The organism is Streptomyces purpurascens (assembly GCF_045040895.1).
Taxonomy (GTDB): Bacteria; Actinomycetota; Actinomycetes; order Streptomycetales; family Streptomycetaceae; genus Streptomyces; species Streptomyces purpurascens.
In genome coordinates this window covers 2,757,549-2,781,064 of the sequence record NZ_CP108341.1, presented here as the reverse complement: position 1 = coordinate 2,781,064, position 23,516 = coordinate 2,757,549, and the positions used below count along the sequence as shown (strand labels likewise).

The window sequence follows — 23,516 nt, the reverse complement described above, 5'->3', positions numbered from 1 at the left end:
TACCTCGACGGTGCCGTGCGCCGGCGGGCGCCGGGCACGTGAGCCGGTCACGATCCGTACGGGGCGATCCGGCTCACCGCCTGCCTCGGCGGGCGGTTCACGGTTGCGGGTCAGCGCCGGAATTGCACCGGCTTCTCCCCGTACGGGTGATGACGACCCGCCTACTGTACCCGCACGTAGGAAAACGCCCGAGGGTAGCTTCGCCCCATGCCGACCACACCACCGGGAACCGTGGTCCTCGCCCAGGCCGCCGTCTCCGGTGACGCCCTCGCCACCCCCGCCCGCGCCGTGCTGTCCGCCCTCCTCGCCGACCCGTCCCCGCTCACCCGGCCCGCCCTGACGGAGGCCCTGCGCCGCCGGGCCGCAAGTCCGACCATGACGCGTGGAGAGGTTGAACTGCTGGACACGGCCGAGGAGTTGATCCTGTCCGTGGGGCAAACCGGTTAACGTGAAGCTCCACGACCACACGCAGGAGCGTCCATGACTGATCAGGTGGAGAACTCCGAGCAGGAGCCGCTCTCCAAGATCGATACCTCGGTTCCGCACTCGGCCCGGATCTGGAACTACTGGCTGGGCGGGAAGGACAACTACGAAGTCGACCGTGTGGCCGGTGACGCGTTCCGTGAGATCTTCCCCGGTATCGAGACCGGGGCCCGCGCCGCCCGCTACTTCCTCGCCCGCGCCGTCCGCCATCTCGCCGCCGAAGAGGGCATCCGGCAGTTCCTGGACATCGGCACCGGGCTGCCCAACGTGGACAACACCCACCAGATCGCCCAGCGGGTGGCTCCGGAGAGCCGGATCGTCTACGTCGACAACGACCCGCTGGTGCTGGCCCACGCCCGCGCGCTGCTCACCAGCACACCGGAAGGCGTCACCAACTACGTCGACGCCGACCTGCGCAAGCCGAGCACGATCGTCCGGGAAGCCGGGAAGACGCTGGACTTCGACCAGCCCGTCGCGCTCATGCTGATGGGCATCCTCGGTCACATCGAGGACCACGACGAGGCACGCTCGATCGTGTCGCAGCTGGTGGAGGCCCTGCCTCCCGGCAGCTACCTCGTCCAGTACGACAGCACCGACACCAGCGAGGACTACGTCAGGGCCATCGGGCAGTACAACGACGGCGGCTCCATCCCGTACATCCTGCGCAGCCCCGAGCAGATCGCCCGCTACTTCGACGGTCTGGAGCTGCTGGAGCCGGGCGTCACGTCCTGCTCGCGCTGGCGTCCCGACGCCGAGGCCCTGGGCCTGCCCGCGGAGGTGCACCAGTACGGCGGTGTCGCCCTCAAGCGCTGAACCCGGCTGAACCCCGGGGGCCTCGCTCAGGTCTCCTGAAGTATGCGGTGCAGGATGGTCGGAGTCTCGTCCGGCGACTCGGCTTCGACCACCAGCCGGTTCATGGCATCCCAGTAGCGCTCGATGTCCGCCGGCCGGTCGGGATAGAGCGCGGTGGTGAGCTGCTCGAGGTAGACCACGTCGGGCAACTGGCCGCCGGGCAGCCGCAGGATGGTGACCGGACCGCCCTCCGCGGCATGCCCGCCGGAGAGGAACGGCAGGATCTGGACGGTCACCTGCGGCAGCCGGCAGATCTCGATGAGATGTCTGAGCTGGGCGCGCATCACCGCCGGCCCGCCCACCGGGCGCCGCAGCGCCGCCTCGTCGATCACGGCCCAGAGCTGGGCCGTGCCCGGCTGCCGGTGCAGGATCCGCTGCCGGGTCATCCGCAACGCCACCCGGCGGTCGATCTCGCGCGCGTCGGCGTCGACGTGGGCGAGCTGGACGGCCGCCCGCGCGTAGTCGGGGGTCTGCAGCAGCTCGGGAACGCGCTGTATCTGGAAGCAGCGGATGACGCTCGCCGCCTGTTCGGCGCCGAGGTAGGACTGCGTCCAGGAGGGCACCACATCGCTGTAGTACTGCCACCAGGCGTGGGTGTTGGCCTGTTCGGCCAGCGCCAGCAGCGTGGCGCGTTCGGCCTCGTCCGTGACGCCGTAGAACGTGAGCAGGTCGGCGACGTCCCGCAGTTTGAACCCGTGGCGCCCGGCCTCCATGCGGCTGATCTTGGAGGGGGAGGCGCGGATGACATGACCCGCCTCCGCCCTGCCGATGCCTCGCGCGTCCCGCAGCCTGCGCAGCCGGGCGCCCAGCGCGAGCCGAGGCACCATGGGCCCGGCCGACCTCCCGTCCAGGACTCCGCTGAAGGGCGACGTTCGAGCGGCCTCTTCGGTGCCCATGGGCATGTCTCCTTGCGGTGGTACGCAGCGCCGCACGCGTGGGGGCGTCGCGGCTCGTTCATCCTAGAGGCCCTGCCCTGACCCCATCCGGCTTATGCCAAAGGCGAGTTCGGGCGCGGTGTGGGACCGCCGAAGGGCAGGTGAAGAGTCCGGGAGGCGAGCAGCCAGCTGCCGTCGGCCCGGTGGAAGGCATCCTCGTAGTGCCCGACCTGGACCGGCGGCCCGGCCGGGACCATGCCGCCGTCGTAGCCGTCGACGCGGTACGTCGTGAAGTACGAGATCGCCCTGGCGGTGTCCGGGGACTCCACTGTGACCAGGACGTTGGACATCATGCGGCGGGAGAGCCGGTCGGCGGGGCGGGAGCCGAAGTAGGCGCGCAGGGCGTCACGGCCCTTGACGAGCCGCCCGTCCCGCGGCCACTGCCAGACGCCGTCCTCGGTGAACAGCTCGGCGACGGAGGAGGGGTCGCCCAGGTCGAGCCGGTGGACGAAGTCGAGGATCAGACGCTCGCAGGCGCGTTCGGCGAGGAGGTGCTCCATGGGGTCCATGGGCTCGGTCCTAGCATCCCGGCCGTCGGCGCACCGGCGGAATTACCCGGTCATGAGAGAGCGATGTACGCCACCGGTTCGCTCCCCGGCACCGCCTCCGCCCGGCCCAGCTTGACCAGCCGGCGCAGATGGGCCTCGGCCTCCGAGACCGCGATGTTCCGGGAGCCGTACGGGATCTGCTCCCAGGGGCGGTTCCACTCCATGCGTTCGGCGAGCTGCCAGGGCGTGAGCGGCTCGGCGAGGAGGGCCCGCAGGGCGGTGAGGCGGGCCTCGTGGTGGGTGAGCAGCTCGCGCACACGGGCGGCGGCGTCCGGGAACGGGTGCTGGTGGGCCGGGAGCACCTCGGCGGGGGCGAGGCGGCCCACGCGTTCGAGGCTGTCGAGGTAGTCGCCGAGGGGGTCGGTGACCGTGGCGTCGTCCGGATCCTCGTAGAGGCCGATGTGCGGGGTGATCCCGGGCAGCAGGTGGTCGCCGGAGAACAGGCGGCCGTGGCCCGGGAGCTGGGCGGGATGGGTCTCCTCCAGATGGAGGCAGACGTGGCCGGGCGTGTGCCCCGGGGTCCAGATCGCGCGCAGGCGGCGTCCGGCGAGGTCGAGGAGTTCGCCCGGGACGATGTCGCGGTCGGGCAGGGCGGGGGAGAGCCCGGGCAGGGCGCGGGGCCGGGGCGTACGCAGCGGGGCGATGTGCTCCTCGGGCGCTCCGGCGGCGGTGAGCTTGGCCGTCATGTACGAGAACCAGCGCTCGGGCCGGGCTTCCCGGGTCCGTCGTACGACCGCGGTGTCCGCCGCGTGCATCGCGATCCAGGCGCCCGACGCCTCGCGGACCCGGCCGGACAGGCCGTGGTGGTCCGGGTGGTGGTGGGTGATGACCACGCCGTGGATCTCGGCCACCGAGGTGCCGCAGGCCGTGAGGCCGTCCGCGAGGGTGTCCCAGGACTCCGGGTCGTCCCAGCCGGTGTCGATCAGGACCGGTCCCCGGTCGGTGTCGACGACGTACACGAGTGTGTGGCCGAGGGGGTTGTCCGGGATGGGGACCCGGAGGGAGCGGACACCTCCGCCGTGATCGTGCACGGGCCCGCTCTGGCTGCTCGTCATCTGCCCTCCGCCCCCACGACCCACGGCCATTGCCCACTATAACTAGAACTGGTATCAGTTCTGAAATACCGTCAGGAACGGGCCCCGTCCCCGGGAGGCATGTGCCATGACCGAGCTCGTGGAACACGGACAGCTGTTCATCGGCGGGGAGTTGACCGACCCCCTGGGCGAGGACGTCATCGAGGTGATCTCGCCGCACACGGAAGAGGTCATCGGACGCGTCCCGCACGCCTCGACCGCGGATGTGGACCGGGCCGTGGGGGTGGCGCGGCGGGCCTTCGACCAGGGGCCCTGGCCGCGTATGAGCCTCGACGAGCGGATCGAGGTCGTGAGCCGGATCAAGGACGGGATCGTCGCCCGGCACGAGGAGATCGCCCGCGTGATCTCCGGCCAGAACGGCTCGCCGTACTCCTGGAGCGTCCTCGCCCAGGCCTTCGGCGCGGTGATGGTCTGGGACTCGGCGATCACCGTCGCGCGGAACTTCACCTACGAGGAGCGGCGCGACGGCGTGCTCGGCCGCATCCTCGTGCGGCGCGAGCCCGTCGGGGTCGTCGCGGCCGTCGTGCCCTGGAACGTCCCGCAGTTCGTCGCCGCCGCCAAGCTCGCCCCCGCGCTGCTCACCGGCTGCACGGTCGTCCTCAAGCCGTCGCCCGAGTCACCGCTGGACGCGTATCTGCTCGGCGAGATCGCCCGCGAGGCCGGGCTGCCCGAGGGTGTGCTGTCGATCCTGCCCGCCGACCGGGACGTGAGCGAGTACCTGGTCGGGCACCCCGGCATCGACAAGGTGTCCTTCACCGGGTCGGTCGCGGCCGGGAAGCGTGTGATGGAGGTGGCCGCCCGCAACCTCACCCGTGTGACGCTCGAACTGGGCGGCAAGTCGGCGGCCGTCGTCCTGCCCGACGCGGACGTCGAGACGGCCGTGGCGGGCATCGCCCCCGCGGCCTGGATGAACAACGGCCAGGCCTGCGTCGCCCAGACCCGCATCCTCCTCCCGCGCTCCCGCTACGACGAGTTCGCCGGCGCCCTCGCCGCGGCGGCCGGTGCGCTCGTGGTCGGCGATCCGCTGGACCCCGCCACCCAGGTGGGCCCGCTCGTGGCCAGGCGGCAGCAGCAGCGCAACCTCGACTACATCCGCATCGGGCAGGAGGAGGGCGCGAAGATCCTCACGGGCGGCGGCCGCCCGGCCGGCCTGGACCGCGGCTGGTACGTCGAGCCGACCCTCTTCGGCGACGTCGACAACTCCATGCGCATCGCCCGCGAGGAGATCTTCGGCCCGGTCATCTGCCTGCTGCCCTACGACGACGAGTCCGACGCCGTGAAGATCGCCAACGACTCCGACTACGGGCTGAGCGGCAGCGTCTGGACCGCGGACGTCGAGCACGGCATCGAGATCGCCCGGCAGGTCCGCACGGGCACGTACTCGGTCAACACCTTCAGCCTGGACATGCTGGGACCCTTCGGCGGCTACAAGAACTCCGGCCTGGGGCGGGAGTTCGGGCCCGAGGGATACGGGGAGTACCTGGAGCACAAGATGATCCACCTCCCGGCGGAAGCGTAGAGATGGGCGACCGCTGGCACGTCGAGGTCGACCGCTCCCTGTGCATCGGCAGTGCCCAGTGCGTTCACCACGCCCCGGACGGCTTCCGCCTGGACGCGGCCCGCCAGTCCCATCCGGTCGCCCCGGACACGGACGCGAACGAGCGGGTACTGGAGGCGGCGGAGAGCTGTCCGGTGGAGGCGATCGTGATCACGCTGGGGGGTGGTGGTGAAGCGGTCTTCCCGCCGGAGGACTAGGTGGCGTCGGACGGTGCGTGTGTCAGGCGCCGGGGGCCCGGTACTGCACCTTCTGCCGGATCGCCTCGTCGACCTCGTCGGCCGACAGCAGCACGACCGTGTTCGTGCGTACCCCGCCGGCGGCCGACACGACCATGCTCATGGCGGCGGCGGAGGTGTTGCCGGGCAGCTCCGCCGTGAGGTAGACGTCGTCGTCGCCGAACGCCCAGTACATCGTCTCCACCCGGCCCCCGAGGCCCTCGACCATGCGTCCGACGACCTCACGCCGCGCGGAGCCGCCTTCGCTGAGCAGACCCTTCAGCCCGTCCGGGGTCAGCTTGACCTTGAAGAGGTACTTCGACATGAGGGCCACCTTCCGCTCTGTCCCAACAGTCGCTCTTGTTCTCCTATCTTCCTTCTGTTCCGGGGCCGCGTCGCGGCGGCCGGAGCGCAACCGGGATACGTGGGGAGGATCGGTACAATTCGCAAAAAATATGGCATAGGGGGGTTTCTTCTGCGGACAGAAGTTCTAGCCTGGAAGTGGCCTACGAGGCGAGTGAGGGAGTCCGACCGGAGTAGCCGACGGTGGCAGGAAGCCAGAGGTTGTTGGTTTCCGCCGGTGCCGACTGCGACGGTAGGGCTGAGAGGCCGGAAGGACGCAAGGCCGAGAGGCCGGGCGACCGGAAGGCGACCCCCAGTACCTGATCCGGACCATACCGGCGAAGGGAACCCGTCTCGTAGGTTCTACTTCTGCCCTTCCGGCTTCTGGCCTTCCGGTTTCGTCAGGGCGATCAGCCGGCACACCGTCTCGATGTCGATCCGCACCTGGGCGATCGAGGCGCGGCCCGACAGCCAGGTGATCAGCGCCGAGTGCCAGGTGTGCTCGATGACCCGGACCGCCGAGAGCTGCTCCGGGGTCGGGTCCTCCAGCCCCATCGCGTCCAGGATGATCGCCGTCGTCTGCCGCGAGACCTGGTCGACCTCCGGGCTCACGCTGCGGTCGGCGAAGGTGAGGGCGCGGACCATCGCGTCGGCCAGATGCGGCTCGCGCTGCAGGGCGCGGAAGGCCCGCATCAGCGTCTCCGCGACCCGCTCGGCCGCCGACTCGCCCTGCGGGGGCTTCTTCCGCAGCGTGCCGTGCATGTGCTCCAACTGGTCCTGCATCGTGGCGACCAGCAGATGGATCTTGGAGGGGAAGTAGCGGTAGAGGGTGCCGAGCGCCACCTGTGAGGACTCCGCGACCTCGCGCATCTGCACGGCGTCGAAACCGCCCCGGCTGGCCAGTTGCGCGCTCGCGTGCAGGATGCGGCGACGGCGGGCCTCCTGTCGCTCCGTGAGGGGAGGGGAGGCGGGGGCTGCGGCTCTGGCTTCCACCTTGGCCACTGTGTTCACCTTGGCTTCCGCGGGCATGGATCCCGTTCCGTGACGGTCCGTGAGGGCAAGTGATCAGACAGCATGGCACGGCACCGGCCGTGGCGTGAATCACCTGATCCACTGGTCACAGCGCCCCTACCTGCCGGTAGATTCAGAGCCTCCGAACGATCAAGTCTGAAACTTGTTCTAGATTAGCGTCCCGGCGTAATCTCGCGGGACAGTGCAGGGAGAAGGGGGCCAGAGTGACCGCTGAGGCCAGGGAGGCCGGGCCCTCGGAGGACCCCGCCGCCGACGGCTTGCGACCGCTCCACATCGCGCTCCTCACCTATAAAGGGAACCCGTTCTGCGGAGGCCAGGGCGTCTACGTCCGGCACCTCTCGCGTGAACTGTCCCGCCTCGGCCACCGCGTCGAGGTCATCGGTGCCCAGCCCTACCCCGTCCTCGACGAGGGCTACGACGGCCAGAGCCTCACCGAGCTGCCCAGCCTCGACCTCTACCGCCAGCCGGATCCTTTCCGCACCCCCGAGCGCGACGAGTACCGCGACTGGATCGACGCGCTCGAAGTGGCGACCATGTGGACCGGCGGCTTCCCCGAGCCCCTGACGTTCTCGCTGCGCGCCCGCCGCCATCTGCTGGCCCGCCGCGGCGAGTTCGACGTCGTCCACGACAACCAGACGCTCGGGTACGGGCTGCTGGGAGACGTGGGCGCGCCCCTGGTGACCACGATCCACCACCCCATCACCGTCGACCGGCAGTTGGAGCTGGACGCGGCGGACGGCTGGAAGCGGCGCTTCTCGGTGCGCCGCTGGTACGCCTTCACGCGCATGCAGAAGCGCGTAGCCCGCCGGCTCCCCTCCGTGCTCACCGTCTCCGGCACGTCCCGCCAGGAGATCGTCGACCACCTCGGCGTACGCCAGGACCGGATCCACGTGGTCCACATCGGCGCCGACACCGACCTGTTCTCGCCGGATCCCTCGGTGCCGGTCGTGCCGGGCCGGATCGTGACGACGTCCAGCGCCGACGTGCCGCTGAAGGGCCTGGTCCATCTCGTCGAGGCGCTCGCCAAGGTGCGCACGGAGCAGCCCGGCGCACACCTCGTCGTCGTCGGCAAGCGGCCCACGGAGGGGCCCGTCGCCCAGGCGATGGAGCGGTACGACCTCGCCGGCGCCGTCGACTTCGTCAAGGGCATCTCCGACGCGGAACTCGTCGACCTGGTTCGCTCGGCACAGGTCGCGTGTGTGCCGTCCCTGTACGAGGGCTTCTCGCTGCCGGCCGCGGAGGCCATGGCGACGGGCACGCCCCTGCTCGCCACGACCGGCGGCGCCATACCCGAGGTCGCGGGCCGTGACGGGGAGACGTGCCTGGCGGTGCCCCCGGGGGACGCGGGCGCGCTGGCCGCCGGTCTGAGCCGGCTGCTGAGCGACGCCGAACTGCGGGCGCGGCTCGGCGCGGCCGGGCGCGAACGCGTGCTGCGGCACTTCACCTGGGCCAGGGCCGCGGAAGGAACGGTGGCCAGGTACCGCGAGGCGATCGCCAGGTCCGAGGGCGCCGGCACGGGCCGCTCCACGGCGGGCGACGGCCGCTCCACGCCCTCGGCGGGTGCCGAGCCCGCGGCCGTCACGGGTGCCGTGTCCGCGGCCCCCACAGATGTAGAAGGCGTCAACTCCGAAAGCAGGGCCACGTGCTGACCGTCGACTTCTCCCGGTTCCCGCTCGCGCCGGGCGACCGCGTCCTGGACCTCGGCTGTGGTGCCGGCCGGCACGCGTTCGAGTGCTTCCGGCGTGGCGCTCAGGTCGTGGCGCTGGACCAGAACGGCGAGGAGATCCGCGAGGTCGCCAAGTGGTTCGCGGCGATGAAGGAGGCCGGTGAGGCCCCCGAGGGCGCCACGGCGACGGCCATGGAGGGCGACGCCCTGGCGCTGCCCTTCCCCGACGAGTCCTTCGACGTCGTCATCATCTCCGAGGTGATGGAGCACATCCCGGACGACAAGGGCGTCCTCGCGGAGATGGTGCGGGTGCTCAAGCCCGGCGGGCGCATAGCCATCACGGTCCCGCGGTACGGCCCCGAGAAGGTCTGCTGGACCCTGTCCGACGCCTACCACGAGGTCGAGGGCGGCCACATCCGCATCTACAAGGCGGACGAACTCCTGGCGCGCATCCGCGAGGCCGGCCTCAAGCCCTACGGCACCCACCACGCCCACGCGCTGCACTCGCCCTACTGGTGGCTGAAGTGCGCGTTCGGCGTCGACAACGACAAGGCGCTGCCGGTGCGGGCGTACCACAAGCTCCTCGTCTGGGACATCATGAAGAAGCCGCTGGCCACCCGGGTCGCCGAGCAGGCGCTGAACCCGCTCATCGGCAAGAGTTTCGTGGCGTACGCCACCAAGCCGCACCTGCCGCGTCTGGCCGGCACCGGGGCGGACGCCCAGTGACCACTCCCCGGACGGAACATCTGGTCCTGCCCGGGGTCCTCACCGCCGGGCAGGCCGCCGCGACCGTCGCCGGCATCCTCGCCGTGCAGCGCGAGGACGGTGCGATCCCGTGGTTCCGGGGGCACCACCTCGACCCGTGGGACCACGTCGAGGCGGCCATGGCCCTCGACACGGCCGGCGAGCACGAGGCCGCCGAGCGGGCCTACCTGTGGCTGGCCCGGCACCAGAACGAGGACGGCTCCTGGTACGCGGCCTACGCGGACGGGGAGTTCGGCGACGTCACCGACCGGGGCCGGGAGACCAACTTCGTCGCCTACATCGCCGTGGGCGTCTGGCACCACTACCTCTCCACCGGCGACGACACGTTCCTGGAGCGGATGTGGCCGGCGGTCTACGCGGCGGTGGAGTTCGTGCTGCGTCTGCAGCAGCCGGGCGGGCAGATCGGCTGGCGGCGCGACGACGACGGTACGGACACGGCGGACGCGCTGCTGACGGGCAGCTCCTCGATCCACCACGCGCTGCGGTGCGCGCTGGCGATCGCCGAGCAGCGGGAAGAGGCGCAGCCGGACTGGGAGCTGGCGGCGGGTGCCTTGCGGCATGCGATACGGCGGCATCCGGAGCGGTTCCTGGACAAGAACCGGTACTCGATGGACTGGTACTACCCGGTGCTGGGGGGTGCGCTGACCGGGGCCGAGGCGAAGGCCCGTATCGAGGAGGACTGGGAACGGTTCGTCGTCCCGGGGCTGGGGGTGCGGTGCGTGGTCCCCAACCCGTGGGTGACGGGGGGCGAGTCCGCCGAACTCGCCCTCGCGTTGTGGGCGATGGGCGAGTCCGACCGGGCGTTGGAGGTGCTGCAGTCGATCCAGCATCTGCGGGATGCGGAGAGCGGGCTGTACTGGACGGGGTATGTCTTCGAGGACGAGGCGATCTGGCCGCGGGAGTTGACCACGTGGACGGCCGGGTCGTTGTTGCTGGCCGTGGCCGCGTTGGGTGGGCATGAGGCCACGTGCCAGGTGTTCGGTGGGGATGAGTTGCCCGTGGGGCTGGACTCGGACTGCTGCGCCTAGGGGATCGGGGGGTTTCGCCGGTTTTGCGGGCGCGGGTTGTGCGTGGTTGATCGCGCAGTTCCCCGCGCCCGTGAGGGCGAGCTTCTTGCGGTGTCTTCAGTGCCGGTGTGCGCGATTGGCTATCGCGTGGCCCACGAACAGGTAGACCACCGCCGCCAAGCCGTAGCCGCAGACCACTCGGGCCCAGGCTTCGTCGAAGGTGAAGAGGTCGTGGGACCAGCCGGCGAGCCAGCGGGCCGCGTCGTGGATGAACTGGACGAAGCTGTTCGCCTGGTTGGCGTCCAGCAGGTACATCAGGATCCACAGACCCAGGATGAGAGCCATGATGTCGGCCACGACCGCGACGATCGTGCCGGCCTGATTCGCACCGTTGCGATATCGAGGGGACATGTCCTCCGTGTTGCCCTTGAACTCTGGATGAAACCCGGGGATTCGCTCAGGCGTTCAACTCGGCGAGTACGCGCAGCGTGTGGCGGTCGGGGCTGAGCACCAGCAGGTCCGTCACCGGACCCTCGCGCCACGACTCCAGTCGCTCCGCGATCCGTTCGCGCGGGCCGACCAGGGAGATCTCGTCGGCGAAGGCGTCGGGAACGGCGAGGACGGCCTCCTCCCGGCGGCCGGTGAGGAACAAGTCCTGGATGCGGCGGGCGTCTTCCGCGTAGCCCATGCGGGCCATCAGGTCGGCGTGGAAGTTGCGGGCCGCGTGTCCCATACCGCCGATGTAGAAGCCGAGCATCGTCTTGACGGGCAGCAGGCCCTCGGCGACGTCGTCGCAGACCCGGGCCTGGGCCATCGGCGCGACCAGGAAGCCCTCGGGCAGGTCGGCCAGGGCCGGGCCGTACACCTCCGGCCGGGTCGGCGACCAGTACAGCGGCAGCCAGCCGTCGGCGATCCGGGCCGTCTGGGCGACGTTCTTCGGGCCCTCAGCCCCGAGCAGGATCGGCAGGTCGGCGCGGAGCGGATGCGTGATCGGCTTGAGGGGCTTGCCCAGACCCGTGGCGTCCGGGCCCCGGTACGGGTGGGAGTGGAAGCGTCCGGACAGTTCGACCGGGGCCTCGCGGCGGAGCACCTGCCGTACGACGTCGACGTACTCGCGGGTGGCGGTGAGCGGTGACGCGGGGAACGGGCGGCCGTACCAGCCCTCGACCACCTGCGGGCCGGACAGTCCGAGGCCCAGCATCATGCGGCCGCCGGAGAGATGGTCCAGGGTGAGCGCGTGCATCGCGGTCGTGGTCGCGGAGCGGGCCGCCATCTGCGCAACCGCCGTGCCCAGACGGATCGTTGAAGTGTGCGCGGCGATCCAGGTGAGCGGTGTGAACGCGTCCGAGCCCCAGGACTCCGCCGTCCACACGGAGTCGTAGCCCAGCCGTTCGGCCTCTCGCGCGAGCGGTATGTGGTCGGGGGAGGGGCCGCGGCCCCAGTAGCCGAGTGCGAGACCGAGCCGCATGCCTGCCTCCTGACGGTGTGTCAGCCGACTGGGGCGACGACTGTACGGCAACGGCCCCCCGCCCGGAAGGGCGAGGGGCCGTGAGGGAGGCGTGGGCTCAGCCGCGCTGGATGCCCGACGTGTCCTGCAGGACACCGCGGCGGCCGTCCTGCGTCTGCGCGACCAGGGCCGGGCCGCGCTGCTCGACGGCCAGGTACCAGGTGCCCGGCGCGAGTTCGGCGATCGGCGTCGGCGAACCGTCCTCGGCGAACAGCGGACGCGGCACCGGCACCGCGAACCAGAACGGCGAGAAGTCCCCGGCCGGGGCCTGCGGCGCCTGCGCCTGCTGGGGCTGGGGCTGGCCGCCGAACGGCTGCCCCGGCTGGGGCTGACCGGGCTGACCCGGCTGCCCGGGCTGCGGGTGACCGTAGCCGCCGGGCTGCTGGGCGCCCGGGTAGCCGTAACCACCGGGGGGCTGGGCGCCGTAGGGCTGCGGGGCGGCCGGGCGGGGGGCCGGGAGGAGGGCGCCCTTGAGAGCCGGGACGAGGGGGGTGGCGATGGCGGCGGCGGCCATGAGCAGCGTCGCGACGAGGGCGAGGATCAGGCCGATGCCGGGGCTCGGGGCGCCGTCGCTCGCGTTGTCACCGATGTTGTCGAAGCCACCCGGCACGTCGACGATGTTGCCGAGCGCGCTCCACGCGGCGAACACCGTGAAGGCGGCGCCGAACTGGCCGAGGTCGAGCCCCGCGACCTTCGGGACCTGCGGCAGGCCCCGGGCCACGACGACGAGCGCGGCACCGATGACTCCGGCCAGCACGACGCTGAACACGACCGGGCCGCTGCCCCACAGCATGGGGAGGTCGACGCTGTCGGGGACATTGTCGAACGAGTAGAGGTCGAGGAACGACGCGATGAAGAGCAACACCGCTGCTCCGAGCACCACGCCATCGCCTCGAGTGAGGGAGCGGATATTCACTTCAGGTCCTTCGTAGGTCGTCTCATCGTCGGTAGAGGCGTCGCTGTCACCATGTCGCCGTCAGGCCCTTGTGTGAAGCGCGGGGGTGGCCCCTCATCGTAGGGAGACACTATCGTCCGCCCTGTCAGGGTGTCCGCCGGGATCCGCCCGTCGAGAGCTACCCGTGCAGGAAACTCACGATTCCCTCAGAGATCCCTTGCGCCGCTTTCTGCCTCCACGCGCCACTGGTCAGTGATGCCGCGTCCTTGCTATCGCGCATGTTGCCGCACTCGATGAACACCTTCGGAACCGTTGACAGATTGAGACCGCCCAGGTCCTTACGCGTGACGAGGCCGGAGCCGTCGCCGATGTAGTTGGACGGCGCGCTGCCGGTGACGGCCACGAAGCGGCCGGCGACGCGCTCGCCGAGATCGCGGGAGGGGGCGACGATCGCGCGGGTGTCGGCGGAGCCCGCGTGGACCGCGCCGGGCAGGATGACGTGGAAGCCGCGGTTGCCGGCGCCCGAGCCGTCCGCGTGGATCGAGACCACGGCGTCGGCCTTCGCCTCGTTGCCGATCCGGGCCCGCTCGTCCACGCACGGGCCGTACGGCCGGTCGCCGTCCTGCGTCAGCTTCACCGTGGCGCCCTGCTCTTCGAGGAGCGTGCGCATCCGGTGCGCGACGTCCAGGGTGAACTTGGCCTCGGTGTAACCGTCGTTGGTGGATGTTCCGGTGGTGTCGCACTCCTTCCAGTTCGTCCCGATGTTCACCTTGCGGTTGATCTCGGACGGGTGCTGGAAGTTGTCCGGGTTGTGCCCGGGGTCGATGACGACGACCTTGCCCTTGAGCGGGCCGGAGGCGGCGGGTGCGGAGGGCGACGACGCGGTGGGCGTGGGGTCGGCGCCCGGCTTCTTGCCGTCGTCGGTGCTGTCGTCGGCGGGCGGGCTCGACGCGGCGGGCGGGGAGGACCGTACGGTCGCCTGATCCGAGCCGCCTCCGTCCCCCGAGCCGCCCACGGTCTCGTACACGAGCCAGCCGAGCAGCGCCCCCGGCACCAGCGCGGCGAGCGCGACGGTCAGGGGGCCGCGGCGGGAGCGGCGGGGCTGGGGAGGTTCGAAGTCCGGGCCTACGTACGACACGTCCCTCACCCTAGCGGCCGTCCCGGGGCGGCCGCGGGCCGAGGACGGCCGGGCGGGTGGCGGCTACCTCTCGTTCCCGTCGGGGTCCTCGCGCTGTACCGCCTCCTTCACCTCCGCCTCGATCTCCTGGCGGGGTGTGTCCTCCTGCCTCGCGTACGCGGTCAGCGCCGCCTGGACGTCCCGGGCGAGGTCACGCCAGGCGCGCCAGGCGGTCTCCCACGTCGTGGTCTGCTGGTCGCTCCACTTCGTCTGGGTGGGCGGACCGTAGGCGTCCCGCAGTTTCCGCATACGGGCGTGCGCCTCGTCCGCCGCGCGCTGCTTCTCCACGAGCTCTGCGAAGGTGTGTGCCACGCGGCCGGATCCTCGGGCAGCGCCCGCCACCCGCCGACTCGCCACGCCGCCCGTGGGCCGACCGGGAGAGGGCGGAGGGGGCGCGGTTCACCCGGCCGGCCGCCCAGCCGTCGAGCTCCACGGACGCCCGGCGCCCGGTTCGCCGGCCGTCGCGGACACCCGACGCCCCGCCGTCGCGGTCGTTCGATCCCGCCACTGTCGCCGGGTGCCGGTCGGCGTAGGCACCCCGCAGGCCGCTGTCGGTGCTCGCTTCAGACGCCCGGCCCCGTGCGCCGCAGTACGCGCAGGGAGTCCGTCGCCGAGACCTCGGTGAACGCGCCGGAGGCGAGGGCGCGCAGGTAGACGCGGTACGGGGCCTGGCCGGTGAACTCGTCCTGCGGGTCAGGGAAGACGTCGTGGATGACGAGCAGGCCGCCCTCGGCGACGTGCGGGGCCCAGCCCTCGTAGTCGGCGTTGGCGTGCTCGTCGGTGTGGCCGCCGTCGATGAAGACCAGCCCCACGGGCGTGCCCCAGATCGCCGCGATCTGCGGGGAACGGCCGACCAGGGCCACCACGTGGTCCTCCAGGCCGGCCTTGCGCAGGGTGCGCCGGAAGGTGGGCAGCGTGTCCATCAGGCCGAGCTCGGGGTCGACCGTCTCGGGGTCGTGGTACTCCCAGCCCGGCTGCTGCTCCTCGCTGCCGCGGTGGTGGTCGACGGTCAGCGCGACGGCCCCGGCCTCGCGGGCCGCGTCGGCGAGCAGGATCGTGGACCGGCCGCAGTACGTCCCGACCTCCAGCAGCGGCAGCCCCAGCCGCCCGGCCTCCACCGCCGCCGCGTACAGGGCCAGGCCCTCGTCCACGGGCATGAACCCCTTCGCCGCCTCGAACGCGGCCAGGATCTCGGGCTTCGGGGCCGCGGGCGGCATGGGGTTCCTTCCGGTCGTACGACGGTTATGGGCGCCCATGCTGCCGTACCCCCTGCCGACGGGCGACAGGGGGTACCGGTGAGTAAGGGAGCGGCGGGGCGGTCAGGCGGGGACCGTCGCGCCCGGCAGCGGCAGGTCCAGGTCGACCTGGCGGTCGTCGCCCGCGTGGGTCGCGGACGAGGCGAGCGGGGCGTGGCCCGGCGCCCGGGCGGCAACGACGTAGGAGCCCCGGTCGGGGACGGTGAGCGCGTAGCTGCCGTCCTCGGCGGAGAGGGTCGCGCCGGCCTGGCGGCCCCGCCGGTCGATCAGCGTGACCTTGGCACGGGCGACCGGGGCGCCGTCCGCGTCCAGGACCCGGCCGCGGAAGCCGCGCAGGACCGCTTCCGCGTGCTCCAGGTTGGCGTCCTCCTCGCTGCTGGCCCGCAGCTGCGGATGGGCGGCCGGGCGGCGGCCGGGCAGGAAGAGGGCCAGGACCAGGCCCACGGCGACCGCGGCGGTCGCGATCAGGAAGGAGACCCGGAAGCCGTGCATGGTCGGGATCGCGACCCCGCCGACGTTGTTCGCGGTGTTGGCCAGCACCATGCCGATCACGGCGCTCGACACCGACGTACCGATGGAACGCATCAGGGTGTTGAGGCCGTTCGCCGCCCCCGTCTCCGAGGCCGGGACCGCGCCCACGATCAGCGCGGGCAGCGAGGAGTAGGCCAGGCCGATGCCCGCGCCCAGCAGCACCGAGATGACCAGGCTCTGCCAGGCGGCGCTCATCAGGCCGAGGCCGGCGCCGTAGCCGATCGCGATGATCAGCAGGCCGAGGATCAGGGTGACCTTGGGGCCGTACTTCGCGGACAGCCGGGCGTAGACGGGCGCCGTGAACATCATCGTCAGGCCGAGCGGCGCGACGAGCAGACCCGCGACGACCATCGACTGGCCGAGGCCGTAGCCGGTGGACTTCGGCAGCTGGAGCAGCTGGGGCAGGACCAGGGAGACGACGTAGAAGGAGACGCCGACCATGATCGAGGCGAGGTTGGTGAAGAGGACGGCCGGGCGGGCCGTGGTGCGCAGGTCCACCAGGGGGGCCTTGACGCGCAGTTCCATCACGCCCCACAGGAGCAGGACGACCGCGGCGGCGCCGAACAGGCCGAGCGTGGTGCCGGAGGCCCAGCCCCAGTCGCTGCCCTTGGTGATCGGCAGCAGGAACAGCACGAGACCGGCGGACAGACCGAGCGCGCCCAGCAGGTCGAAGGAGCCCTCGGCGCGCATCGGGGACTCCGGTACGACGAGGAGCGTGAGGACGATGGAGAGCACACCGAGGCCGGCGGCGCCGTAGAAGAGGGCGTGCCAGTCGGCGTGCTGGGCGACCAGGGCGGCGGCGGGCAGGGCGAGGCCGCCGCCGACGCCTATGGAGGAGCTCATCAGGGCCATCGCCGAGCCGAGGCGTTCCCGGGGCAGCATGTCGCGCATCAGGCCGATGCCGAGCGGTATCGCGCCCATCGCGAAGCCCTGGAGCGTACGGCCGGTGATCATGAGCAGCAGATCGCTGGTGAGCGCGCTGAGCAGCGCGCCGGCCACCATGACGGCGAGGCTGAGGATCAGCATGCGCCGCTTGCCGTAGAGGTCGCCGAGGCGGCCCATGATCGGGGTGGCCACGGCACCCGAGAGAAGGGTCGAGGTCAGGACCCAGGTCGCGTTGCCGGGGTCGGTGTCCAGCAGTTGCGGCAGATCCTTGATGACCGGGACGAGCAGGGTCTGCATCACCGCGACAACGATGCCCGCGAAGGCGAGCACCGGGACCACGGACCCGCTCGCTCTGCCGGCGGGACGTTCTGTCGTCGTCTGCGTCATTGAGAGGGGCCTCCAGGCCGGGAGTATGCGGGAGCTACGGGGTTACGTGGTCTCTGAACTTGTATGTGCAGGCAACTATTCCGTTGCTTTGGCACTCTAACGAATTCTTGACCTTCTCTTGGGGGAGGGGGAGGGATATGGGGGGGGGAGGGGCCTAGGTCCGTCCCCGCCAGGCCCTAGGCCGAAATCCCGATGCCAGCAGCGTGGATTGGTTGAGAGCATGACACCCATGCTCGAAACCGCCGAAAGGACCCGTACGCCGCGCCGTACCGCGCCGCCCACCTGGCTTGTGGTGGCGCTCACGTGTGCCGGGCAGTTTCTCGTCGTGCTGGACGTGTCCGTCGTCAACGTGGCGCTGCCCTCGATGCGCACCGGGCTCGGGCTGAGCGAGCAGGGCCTGCAGTGGGTGGTGAACGCCTACACCATCGCCTTCGCCGGGTTCATGCTGCTCGGCGGGCGGGCCGGAGACCTCTACGGCCGCAAGCGGATGTTCCTCGTCGGGCTCGGTGTGTTCACCCTGGCCTCGCTGGCGGGCGGACTGGCGCAGGACGACTGGCAGTTGCTGGTCGCACGGGCCGTGCAGGGGCTGGGCGCGGCGGTGCTGGCGCCCTCGACGCTGACCATCCTCACGTCGTCGGTGCCGGAGGGCGCGGCCCGGGCCCGGGCCATAGGAACCTGGACGGCGGTCGGAGGCGGTGGCGGCGCGGCGGGCGGTCTGGCCGGCGGGCTCCTGGTGGAGACGCTGTCCTGGCGGTGGGTGCTGCTGATCAACGTGCCCGTGGGGGCCGCGCTGCTCTGCGCTGCCGCCTGGTTCCTCGTCGAGGGCCGGGCCGGGGACAGGCGACGGCTCGACCTGCCGGGCGCGCTGCTCGTGACGACCGGGCTCGGCACGCTCGCCTACGGCATCTCCCAGACGGAGGCGGAGGGCTGGACGGCGGCGGCCACGCTGCTGCCGCTGCTCGCCGGGCTCGCACTGATCGCCCTGTTCCTCGCGGTCGAGGCCCGCACCGCGAGCCCGTTGATGCCGCTCGGGCTGCTGCGCCTGCGGTCGGTGGCGTCGGCGAACGTCTCGATGTTCCTGTGCGGCTTCGCGATGTTCTGCATGTGGTTCTTCATGACCCTGTACGCGCAGAACGTCCTCGGCTACACGCCCCTGGAGGCCGGACTGGCCCTGGTCCCCAGCTCCCTGGCCGTCGTCCTCGGCTCCAAGCTCGCGCCCCGGCTGATGCGGGCGGCCGGCCCGCGCACCGTGGCGGTGCTGGGCACGCTGGTCGCCGTGGCCGGCTTCGCCTGGCAGTCCCGGATGACCGCCGAGGGCTCCTACGCGACGGCGATCCTCGTCCCCGGCGTCCTCATGATGCTCGGCGCGGGCCTCGCGTCGACACCGCTCGCCTCCCTGGCCACCTCCGGCGCGGCCCCCGGGGAGGCCGGCCTGGTGTCCGGCCTCGTCAACACCTCCCGCACGATGGGCGGTTCACTGGGCCTTGCCGTCCTGTCCACCCTCGCGGCGGCCCGGACAGCGGGCAGCGCGACACCGGCGGCCCTGACGGAGGGCTACGCGCTGGCGTTCCGGGTGGGGACCGGGGTGCTGGTCGCGGGCGTGCTGCTGATGTGGGTCTGGCTGCCGCGGATGCCGCGGGAGCGGTAGGGCCGCCGACCCCTGCCGACGGCGGAAATCAGCGCGCGTCGCGCTGGCCGGGGTGGGGGCGTCGTGGCCCTTGGGCGGCGTGCCGCCGGTGTTTCGGGCCGGGGGTGAAGTGGTGCGTCGGCGGAGGGCGTCCCGGTGGCACGGTGAGCCGCTGACGGCGATTCGCCGATGCCCAAGAACACACTCTGACCTGGGGTTTCGTCGGATCCCGGCGTAGGGTTGGCGGATGCGGAAGGGGGCCGGATGGACCGGAACATGCGCACCGTCGACGACGTACTCGCCCTGCTCGACGGGCTGTTCGCACCCGAGACCGATCGGTGGACGGGCCGGGGTGCCGACTGGTGGGACGGGTTCTACGCCGACCGCTCACGGCCGGTGCCGTTCTTCGTGGCGAAGCCGGACGAGAATCTGGTGAGTTGGGTGGAGCGGGGGCTGATCAGCGAAGGGCGTGCGCTGGATCTCGGGTGCGGTACGGGGCGCAACGCGCTGTATCTGGCGGCCCGGGGCTTCGAGGTGGACGCGGTCGACCTGGCTCCGGCAGCCGTCGACTGGGCCGGGGAGCGGGCCCGGGAGGCGGGAGTCGAGGGCGTGCGGTTCCACTGCGGTGACGCGTTCGCCCTCGCCGGCACGGAACTCACCGGGCCGTACGACCTCGTCTACGACTCCGGATGCTTCCACCATCTGCCTCCGCACCGGCGGATCAGCTATCTGGCACTGCTGGAGAGCGTCCTGGCCCCCGGAGGCCTGTTCGGCCTCACGTGCTTCGCCGCCGGTGCCGGGGGGATGGGGTCGGAGCTGTCCGACGCGGACTTCTACCGGGACGCGGTCGGACTGCGGGGCGGGCTCGCGTACACGCCCGAGTCGTTGCGGGGGATCTTCTCGGGGCTCACCGAGGTCGAACTGCGGCGGATGCGGGACCAGCCGGAGGAGTCGGGATGCTTCGGGGAGGGGTTTCTGTGGACGGCCTTGTTCAGCGAGGCGGGGGCGCGGGCTCACAGCCAGCCCTGGCTGCGGGCCTCGCGCAGGGCCTCCATGCGGTTGCGGGTGCCCGTCTTGCCGATGGCGGAGGAGAGGTAGTTGCGGACGGTGGACTCCGAGAGATGGAGCCGGGCGGCGATGTCGGCGACGGTCGCGCCGTCCGCGGAGGCCTTGAGGGTGTCGCTCTCGCGGCTGGTCAGCGGGTTGGGACCGGCGCTGAGCGCGGCGGTGGCGAGGGCCGGGTCCACCACGGTCTCGCCGGCCAGGACACGGCGGATGGCGGCGGCCAGTTCCTCCACCGGGCCGTCCTTCACGAGGAAGCCGGTGGCTCCCGCCTCCATCGCACGGCGCAGATAGCCGGGCCGGCCGAACGTGGTGAGGATCAGCACCCGGCAGTCCGGGACCCGGGCACGCAGATCGGCGGCGGCGTCCAGGCCGCTCCTGCCCGGGAGTTCGATGTCGAGGAGGGCGACATCGGGGCGGTGGGCCAGCGCCGCGTCCAGGATCGCGTCACCGGCCGCCACCTGGGCGACGACCTCGATGTCGTCCTCCATGCCGAGCAGCAGCGCGAGCGCGCCGCGCATCATGCCCTGGTCCTCCGCGAGCAGCACGCGGATGGGTCTGTCGGTCACGCGCCCAGGGTAGGGCGGGGCAAGCCGAGCAGCGAGGTCAGTGTTTCGGTGAAGGCCTTCGCCGAGTGGTCGGCGTGCTCGCGTATACGGGTCGCGACGGTGTCGGCTCCGCCGCCCTCCACGAGCCGCACGATCCGGTCGACGTCCTGCCCGTGCCCTTCCTGGGTGGACAGATAGAAGTCCGTCGCGTCGTACGCCATGTGGAAGACGTGCTTCTTCACATCGCTCAGCGTCAGGTAGTCGTCGTGGGTCTTGGGGGTCGGCTCGGGCGCCCCGACACACACCGCCGGGGTGCCGGCTCCCCAGGCGTTGACCGCCAGGTGGTAGGTGTCCGTGATGACCATCCGGTAGCGGGGCAGGACCCGCACCAGGTCGCCGATGGTGTGGTCGCCCGGGCGGGCCGCGATGTGGCCGACCGGAGCGGGGACGTCCCGGTCGAACCAGGGCAGCCACTCCAGCGGAGCGCCCAGGCGGTCGGACAGGTCCTGGCAGGCGGCGGGCAGCCACGCGGGGACGGGCGTACGGGCGCCGAGGAACACGCCGATCGCACCGCCGTCCGGGACCGACCGGGACCAGTCCGTGGTCGGGAGGTGGTCGAGGTCGCCCGGGCGGGACAGCAGCGCCGCATCCGAACCGAAGTGGTCGGTCGTACGGTCCCCGCGCAGGTGCGCGATCTTCGCCGCGGAGAGCGGGTCACGCACCCAGGTGCGGCGGCCGCGCGTCACCAGGCGTGAGAACAGGGGGCCGTACTCCTTGTCCTCGTAGTCGGACTGCGTGTTGTGCAGGATGGTCCCGCCGTAGCTGAGGGTCCGCGCGAGGAGCTCGTCGGGCTGGTCCGCGAACAGCAGGGTCCGGTTCAGCAGGTTCCGGGCGGCGTCACGGTCCGCGGCGATGCCGAAGTCGAGCAGACGGTTCGTCGCGTCCTGCGCCAGATAGTGCCGGGTGTGCAGGAAGTCGCCCCAGAAGACGACCGCGTCATGGTCGCGGAGCGTGTCGAGGTGTTCGGCCAGCGGAAGGAAGCGGAACGGGAAGTCGGTGCCCTGCGCGCACGCGCGCAGCGGCACGGTCTCCGGCGTGTGCAGGGTGAACCAGGTGGCATCGACCTCGTCGCCCTCGGTCGCCATCCGCCGCCGCAGGGACTCGAACGCCAAGTCGACGGTCAGCATGCCGGTGTTGCGGTACCCGATGTTCGGCGCGGTGATGACGGCGACGCGTGCCATGTGCTCCATTTCCCCCAGCCGTTGCCGGCGCCCTGGACGTGTGGCGCGGACCCTCGGCCAACGTACACGGCGGCGTCCCCGCGCAGAGGTCCCGCCCCCTGAGGGCGGAGGAGGGCGGTGGGCCACTCCTCCCCGGGCGCGGCCCGCGAGCCGCTGGGCGCCGGCCGCCGGCCGTCGGACACGGAGGCGGGCGGTCGGCCGCTTCTCGCCGGGCTCGGGCCCGGCGAGCCGGGGGGGGGCGGACCGCAAGCCGCCGGGGCGTGCCGCCGGCGGCCGCCGGCACGTGGCCGGCCGCCCGCTGCTGTGCCGCCGGCCGCCAGCGGCCGGACCGCGAACCGTCACGCCGGTTCCACCACCGCCGGGCGCGTATCCGCCGTATCGACATCGAGCGGGAGTTCCGCCGTCACCGCGAATCCGCCCCTCGCCCCCGGCCCCGCCGTCAGCGATCCGCCCGCCACCGCCAGCCGTTCCGTCAGCCCGGTCAGACCTGTGCCGCCGAGCTCACCGGAGGCAGTGGCACAGAACTCGCCCATGCCGACCGCCCCGCCCACCGCGACCGCCCCCGCCCCGTCATCCGCCACAGTCACCCGCACCCGCTCCCCGACCCCCGCCAGCGTGACCTCGCAGCGGTCCGCGTCGCTGTGCCGTACGACGTTCGTGACCGCCTCCCGTATCACCCAGCCCAGCAGCACCTCGGTCTGCGGCCCGAGCGGAGGGCCGGTGCGGGTCACGGTGAGGGTGATGCCCGCCGCGGTCAGGGCCGAGTGCGCGCGGTCGAGTTCCGTGCCGAGGCTGCCCTGCCGGTAGCCGGTGACGGCCTCGCGGATCTCCGTCAGGGCCTGGCGGCCCACGGCCTCGATGTCGGTGATCTGGGCCAGCGCCGCGTCGAGGTCGCGGGCGGCCAGGCGGCGGGCCGCCTCCGACTTCACGACGATCACCGACATCGTGTGCCCGAGCAGGTCGTGCAGGTCACGGGAGAAGCGGAGCCGTTCCTTCTCGACCGCCCGGCGGGCCAGCTCCTCGCGGGCGGCGCGCAGCTCCCGTACGGCCTCGGAGAGACGGATGATCGCGGCCGTCACCATCGCCGAGATCCACGTGGCGTACGCGATGTCGAGGCCGCCCCAGCCGTCGTGGAAGCAGGACACCGCACCCGCCAGCACCGCCACGGCCGTACCGGCGGGCCGCAGGTGCGACAGCCGCAGGGCCGCGCCCGTCGCCAGCCCGAGCAGGGGGAAGAACAGCAGCCAGGTGCCGCCGTATCCGGCCGCGAGCGCGCAGGTCACGGTCGCCAGCCCGGCGAGCGCCACCCGGGTGGAGAGAGCCTCGCGCTTCTCCCGGTCGAACGCGCGGAACGTCACGTAGATGTACAGCGAGTTGAAGGTCAGCAGGCCCAGCCCGCCGATCCACGGGTCCGTCGTCCGGTCCTGGAAGAGATTGGAGAACGCGCCCATCCCCAGCAGCAGCCACGGCAGCAGCGTGAAACCGCTGGGCGGCGGGCCGGGGTTCTCGGGGAGCTCGCCCGACTTCCGGGCGGCCCGCCACTCTGCCTTGAGCCGCGCCCTGTTGGCCTTGTAGTACCGCTGGTGCTCCCTGGCCTGCCGGACGGCCGACCGGGTCGCCACGACGTGGCACCTGACCTCGCGTGTCCAGGACATGTCCCCGCTGCCCCCGCCTTCGATCGGTTCGCCCCGCCGCGTCCGCGTGGGGCCATGGCAGTGACGCTACGGATCCGCCGGCCCCGGCGGCAGAGGCGGTTGTACGGAGTCCGGCAGGACAAATGTCACCGGTGCCCGCCCTCCCGGACCCTCCCGGACCCTCCCGGATCGCCGGGATCTGACACGGCGTCAGGAGGCTTCACAAGTGTGGGGGCCTGGGCTATACAGAGGGCGCGGGACTGGAACGC

Annotated in this window: 24 protein-coding genes and 1 riboswitch; of the genes, 9 read left to right on the top strand and 15 right to left on the bottom strand. The window is 71.9% G+C overall.

Translation table 11 applies throughout. The features are described from left to right. Window positions 1-43 precede the first annotated feature (43 nt). A riboswitch (cobalamin riboswitch) is annotated at window positions 44-176 on the bottom strand. Window positions 177-207: 31 nt separating this feature from the next. After that, a complete protein-coding gene (locus tag OHU35_RS12690) occupies window positions 208-447 on the top strand; it encodes a hypothetical protein (RefSeq protein WP_189724783.1) in 240 nt (79 codons plus the stop codon). A 33-nt stretch (window positions 448-480) separates the two neighbouring features. Further along, window positions 481-1,296, top strand: a complete 816-nt coding sequence (locus tag OHU35_RS12685; protein WP_189724782.1) for an SAM-dependent methyltransferase — start codon at window positions 481-483, stop codon at window positions 1,294-1,296. A gap of 26 nt (window positions 1,297-1,322) precedes the next feature. Here the strand turns inward: OHU35_RS12685 and OHU35_RS12680 are convergent, their stop codons facing one another. The 3 genes from OHU35_RS12680 to OHU35_RS12670 form a co-directional block, all read right to left on the bottom strand. Further along, the gene (locus OHU35_RS12680; RefSeq protein WP_189724781.1) at window positions 1,323-2,231 is read right to left on the bottom strand and encodes a helix-turn-helix transcriptional regulator; all 909 of its coding nucleotides are present in this window, start codon (window positions 2,229-2,231) and stop codon (window positions 1,323-1,325) included. 92 nt (window positions 2,232-2,323) lie between these two features. Beyond that, window positions 2,324-2,779, bottom strand: a complete 456-nt coding sequence (locus tag OHU35_RS12675; protein WP_189724780.1) for a nuclear transport factor 2 family protein — start codon at window positions 2,777-2,779, stop codon at window positions 2,324-2,326. Between the two features lie 50 nt (window positions 2,780-2,829). Continuing rightward, window positions 2,830-3,873: an MBL fold metallo-hydrolase gene (locus OHU35_RS12670; protein WP_189724779.1), complete on the bottom strand. Its 1,044-nt coding sequence runs from the start codon at window positions 3,871-3,873 to the stop codon at window positions 2,830-2,832. A gap of 106 nt (window positions 3,874-3,979) precedes the next feature. On the opposite strand from OHU35_RS12670, the gene OHU35_RS12665 reads away from it, so the two are divergent. Then, window positions 3,980-5,431 (top strand): aldehyde dehydrogenase, encoded by a 1,452-nt coding sequence (locus tag OHU35_RS12665; protein WP_189724778.1) that lies wholly within the window; start codon window positions 3,980-3,982, stop codon window positions 5,429-5,431. Window positions 5,432-5,433: 2 nt separating this feature from the next. After that, on the top strand, window positions 5,434-5,667 hold the full coding sequence (locus tag OHU35_RS12660; RefSeq protein ID WP_189724777.1) for a ferredoxin: 234 nt from the start codon (window positions 5,434-5,436) through the stop codon (window positions 5,665-5,667). 22 nt (window positions 5,668-5,689) lie between these two features. Here OHU35_RS12660 and OHU35_RS12655 read toward each other — a convergent pair whose 3' ends face one another. Together OHU35_RS12655 and OHU35_RS12650 are read right to left on the bottom strand one after the other, a co-directional pair. Further along, window positions 5,690-6,010 (bottom strand): GYD domain-containing protein, encoded by a 321-nt coding sequence (locus OHU35_RS12655; RefSeq protein WP_189724776.1) that lies wholly within the window; start codon window positions 6,008-6,010, stop codon window positions 5,690-5,692. A 380-nt stretch (window positions 6,011-6,390) separates the two neighbouring features. Then, window positions 6,391-7,056: a TetR family transcriptional regulator gene (locus tag OHU35_RS12650; protein ID WP_189724775.1), complete on the bottom strand. Its 666-nt coding sequence runs from the start codon at window positions 7,054-7,056 to the stop codon at window positions 6,391-6,393. Window positions 7,057-7,262: 206 nt separating this feature from the next. Between OHU35_RS12650 and OHU35_RS12645 the strand changes: the two genes are divergently transcribed. The 3 genes from OHU35_RS12645 to OHU35_RS12635 are packed head-to-tail and all read left to right on the top strand — an operon-like array spanning window position 7,263 to window position 10,518. Then, the gene (locus OHU35_RS12645; RefSeq protein ID WP_189724774.1) at window positions 7,263-8,708 is read left to right on the top strand and encodes a glycosyltransferase family 4 protein; all 1,446 of its coding nucleotides are present in this window, start codon (window positions 7,263-7,265) and stop codon (window positions 8,706-8,708) included. Then, window positions 8,702-9,451 carry a class I SAM-dependent methyltransferase gene (locus OHU35_RS12640; protein ID WP_189724773.1) on the top strand — a complete coding sequence of 250 codons (750 nt, stop codon included), beginning with the start codon at window positions 8,702-8,704 and terminating at the stop codon, window positions 9,449-9,451. The genes OHU35_RS12645 and OHU35_RS12640 overlap by 7 nt, the downstream gene beginning before the upstream one ends. After that, window positions 9,448-10,518, top strand: a complete 1,071-nt coding sequence (locus OHU35_RS12635; protein WP_189724772.1) for a prenyltransferase — start codon at window positions 9,448-9,450, stop codon at window positions 10,516-10,518. The genes OHU35_RS12640 and OHU35_RS12635 overlap by 4 nt, the downstream gene beginning before the upstream one ends. Window positions 10,519-10,614: 96 nt before the next feature. Here OHU35_RS12635 and OHU35_RS12630 read toward each other — a convergent pair whose 3' ends face one another. The 7 genes from OHU35_RS12630 to OHU35_RS12600 form a co-directional block, all read right to left on the bottom strand. Continuing rightward, window positions 10,615-10,908: a hypothetical protein gene (locus tag OHU35_RS12630; RefSeq protein WP_003989869.1), complete on the bottom strand. Its 294-nt coding sequence runs from the start codon at window positions 10,906-10,908 to the stop codon at window positions 10,615-10,617. 46 nt (window positions 10,909-10,954) lie between these two features. Beyond that, entirely contained in the window at window positions 10,955-11,965 is a 1,011-nt protein-coding gene (locus tag OHU35_RS12625; protein ID WP_405505330.1) for an LLM class F420-dependent oxidoreductase, read from the bottom strand. A 97-nt stretch (window positions 11,966-12,062) separates the two neighbouring features. Beyond that, entirely contained in the window at window positions 12,063-12,920 is an 858-nt protein-coding gene (locus tag OHU35_RS12620; RefSeq protein ID WP_405505329.1) for a hypothetical protein, read from the bottom strand. Window positions 12,921-13,077: 157 nt separating this feature from the next. After that, complete coding sequence (locus tag OHU35_RS12615; RefSeq protein WP_189724769.1) at window positions 13,078-14,037, bottom strand: N-acetylmuramoyl-L-alanine amidase; 960 nt, start codon at window positions 14,035-14,037, stop codon at window positions 13,078-13,080. A 63-nt stretch (window positions 14,038-14,100) separates the two neighbouring features. Then, window positions 14,101-14,388: a hypothetical protein gene (locus OHU35_RS12610; RefSeq protein ID WP_189724768.1), complete on the bottom strand. Its 288-nt coding sequence runs from the start codon at window positions 14,386-14,388 to the stop codon at window positions 14,101-14,103. 251 nt (window positions 14,389-14,639) lie between these two features. Then, window positions 14,640-15,293: a class I SAM-dependent methyltransferase gene (locus OHU35_RS12605; protein WP_359896342.1), complete on the bottom strand. Its 654-nt coding sequence runs from the start codon at window positions 15,291-15,293 to the stop codon at window positions 14,640-14,642. Window positions 15,294-15,395: 102 nt separating this feature from the next. Then, entirely contained in the window at window positions 15,396-17,135 is a 1,740-nt protein-coding gene (locus tag OHU35_RS12600) for an MFS transporter (protein ID WP_189724766.1), read from the bottom strand. 220 nt (window positions 17,136-17,355) lie between these two features. Here OHU35_RS12600 and OHU35_RS12595 point away from each other — a divergent pair, with 220 nt between their 5' ends. Both OHU35_RS12595 and OHU35_RS12590 read left to right on the top strand, forming a co-directional pair. Beyond that, window positions 17,356-18,783, top strand: a complete 1,428-nt coding sequence (locus tag OHU35_RS12595; RefSeq protein ID WP_189724765.1) for an MFS transporter — start codon at window positions 17,356-17,358, stop codon at window positions 18,781-18,783. Between the two features lie 243 nt (window positions 18,784-19,026). After that, window positions 19,027-19,860, top strand: a complete 834-nt coding sequence (locus OHU35_RS12590; protein WP_189724764.1) for a class I SAM-dependent methyltransferase — start codon at window positions 19,027-19,029, stop codon at window positions 19,858-19,860. Here OHU35_RS12590 and OHU35_RS12585 read toward each other — a convergent pair. The 3 genes from OHU35_RS12585 to OHU35_RS12575 all read right to left on the bottom strand — a co-directional run bounded on the left by OHU35_RS12585 (window position 19,776) and on the right by OHU35_RS12575 (window position 23,268). Further along, the gene (locus OHU35_RS12585) at window positions 19,776-20,393 is read right to left on the bottom strand and encodes a response regulator transcription factor (protein ID WP_189724763.1); all 618 of its coding nucleotides are present in this window, start codon (window positions 20,391-20,393) and stop codon (window positions 19,776-19,778) included. The genes OHU35_RS12590 and OHU35_RS12585 overlap by 85 nt on opposite strands. Then, window positions 20,390-21,613 carry a hypothetical protein gene (locus OHU35_RS12580; RefSeq protein WP_189724762.1) on the bottom strand — a complete coding sequence of 408 codons (1,224 nt, stop codon included), beginning with the start codon at window positions 21,611-21,613 and terminating at the stop codon, window positions 20,390-20,392. Before OHU35_RS12580 ends, OHU35_RS12585 begins: the two co-directional genes overlap by 4 nt. Before the next feature lie 338 nt (window positions 21,614-21,951). Beyond that, window positions 21,952-23,268: a sensor histidine kinase gene (locus OHU35_RS12575; protein ID WP_405505328.1), complete on the bottom strand. Its 1,317-nt coding sequence runs from the start codon at window positions 23,266-23,268 to the stop codon at window positions 21,952-21,954. Window positions 23,269-23,516 lie beyond the last annotated feature (248 nt).

What these genes read in the sequence shown, in the direction of transcription:
- OHU35_RS12595 (WP_189724765.1), top strand. Translation starts at nt 17,356, where the DNA reads ATGACACCCATGCTCGAAACCGCCGAAAGGACCCGTACGCCGCGCCGT.
- OHU35_RS12685 (WP_189724782.1), top strand. Translation starts at nt 481, where the DNA reads ATGACTGATCAGGTGGAGAACTCCGAGCAGGAGCCGCTCTCCAAGATC.
- OHU35_RS12575 (WP_405505328.1), bottom strand. Translation starts at nt 23,268, where the DNA reads ATGTCCTGGACACGCGAGGTCAGGTGCCACGTCGTGGCGACCCGGTCG.
- OHU35_RS12655 (WP_189724776.1), bottom strand. Translation starts at nt 6,010, where the DNA reads ATGTCGAAGTACCTCTTCAAGGTCAAGCTGACCCCGGACGGGCTGAAG.
- OHU35_RS12670 (WP_189724779.1), bottom strand. Translation starts at nt 3,873, where the DNA reads ATGACGAGCAGCCAGAGCGGGCCCGTGCACGATCACGGCGGAGGTGTC.
- OHU35_RS12630 (WP_003989869.1), bottom strand. Translation starts at nt 10,908, where the DNA reads ATGTCCCCTCGATATCGCAACGGTGCGAATCAGGCCGGCACGATCGTC.
- OHU35_RS12605 (WP_359896342.1), bottom strand. Translation starts at nt 15,293, where the DNA reads ATGCCGCCCGCGGCCCCGAAGCCCGAGATCCTGGCCGCGTTCGAGGCG.
- OHU35_RS12675 (WP_189724780.1), bottom strand. Translation starts at nt 2,779, where the DNA reads ATGGACCCCATGGAGCACCTCCTCGCCGAACGCGCCTGCGAGCGTCTG.
- OHU35_RS12650 (WP_189724775.1), bottom strand. Translation starts at nt 7,056, where the DNA reads ATGCCCGCGGAAGCCAAGGTGAACACAGTGGCCAAGGTGGAAGCCAGA.
- OHU35_RS12690 (WP_189724783.1), top strand. Translation starts at nt 208, where the DNA reads ATGCCGACCACACCACCGGGAACCGTGGTCCTCGCCCAGGCCGCCGTC.
- OHU35_RS12665 (WP_189724778.1), top strand. Translation starts at nt 3,980, where the DNA reads ATGACCGAGCTCGTGGAACACGGACAGCTGTTCATCGGCGGGGAGTTG.
- OHU35_RS12600 (WP_189724766.1), bottom strand. Translation starts at nt 17,135, where the DNA reads ATGACGCAGACGACGACAGAACGTCCCGCCGGCAGAGCGAGCGGGTCC.
- OHU35_RS12580 (WP_189724762.1), bottom strand. Translation starts at nt 21,613, where the DNA reads ATGGCACGCGTCGCCGTCATCACCGCGCCGAACATCGGGTACCGCAAC.
- OHU35_RS12680 (WP_189724781.1), bottom strand. Translation starts at nt 2,231, where the DNA reads ATGGGCACCGAAGAGGCCGCTCGAACGTCGCCCTTCAGCGGAGTCCTG.
- OHU35_RS12590 (WP_189724764.1), top strand. Translation starts at nt 19,027, where the DNA reads ATGGACCGGAACATGCGCACCGTCGACGACGTACTCGCCCTGCTCGAC.
- OHU35_RS12625 (WP_405505330.1), bottom strand. Translation starts at nt 11,965, where the DNA reads ATGCGGCTCGGTCTCGCACTCGGCTACTGGGGCCGCGGCCCCTCCCCC.
- OHU35_RS12660 (WP_189724777.1), top strand. Translation starts at nt 5,434, where the DNA reads ATGGGCGACCGCTGGCACGTCGAGGTCGACCGCTCCCTGTGCATCGGC.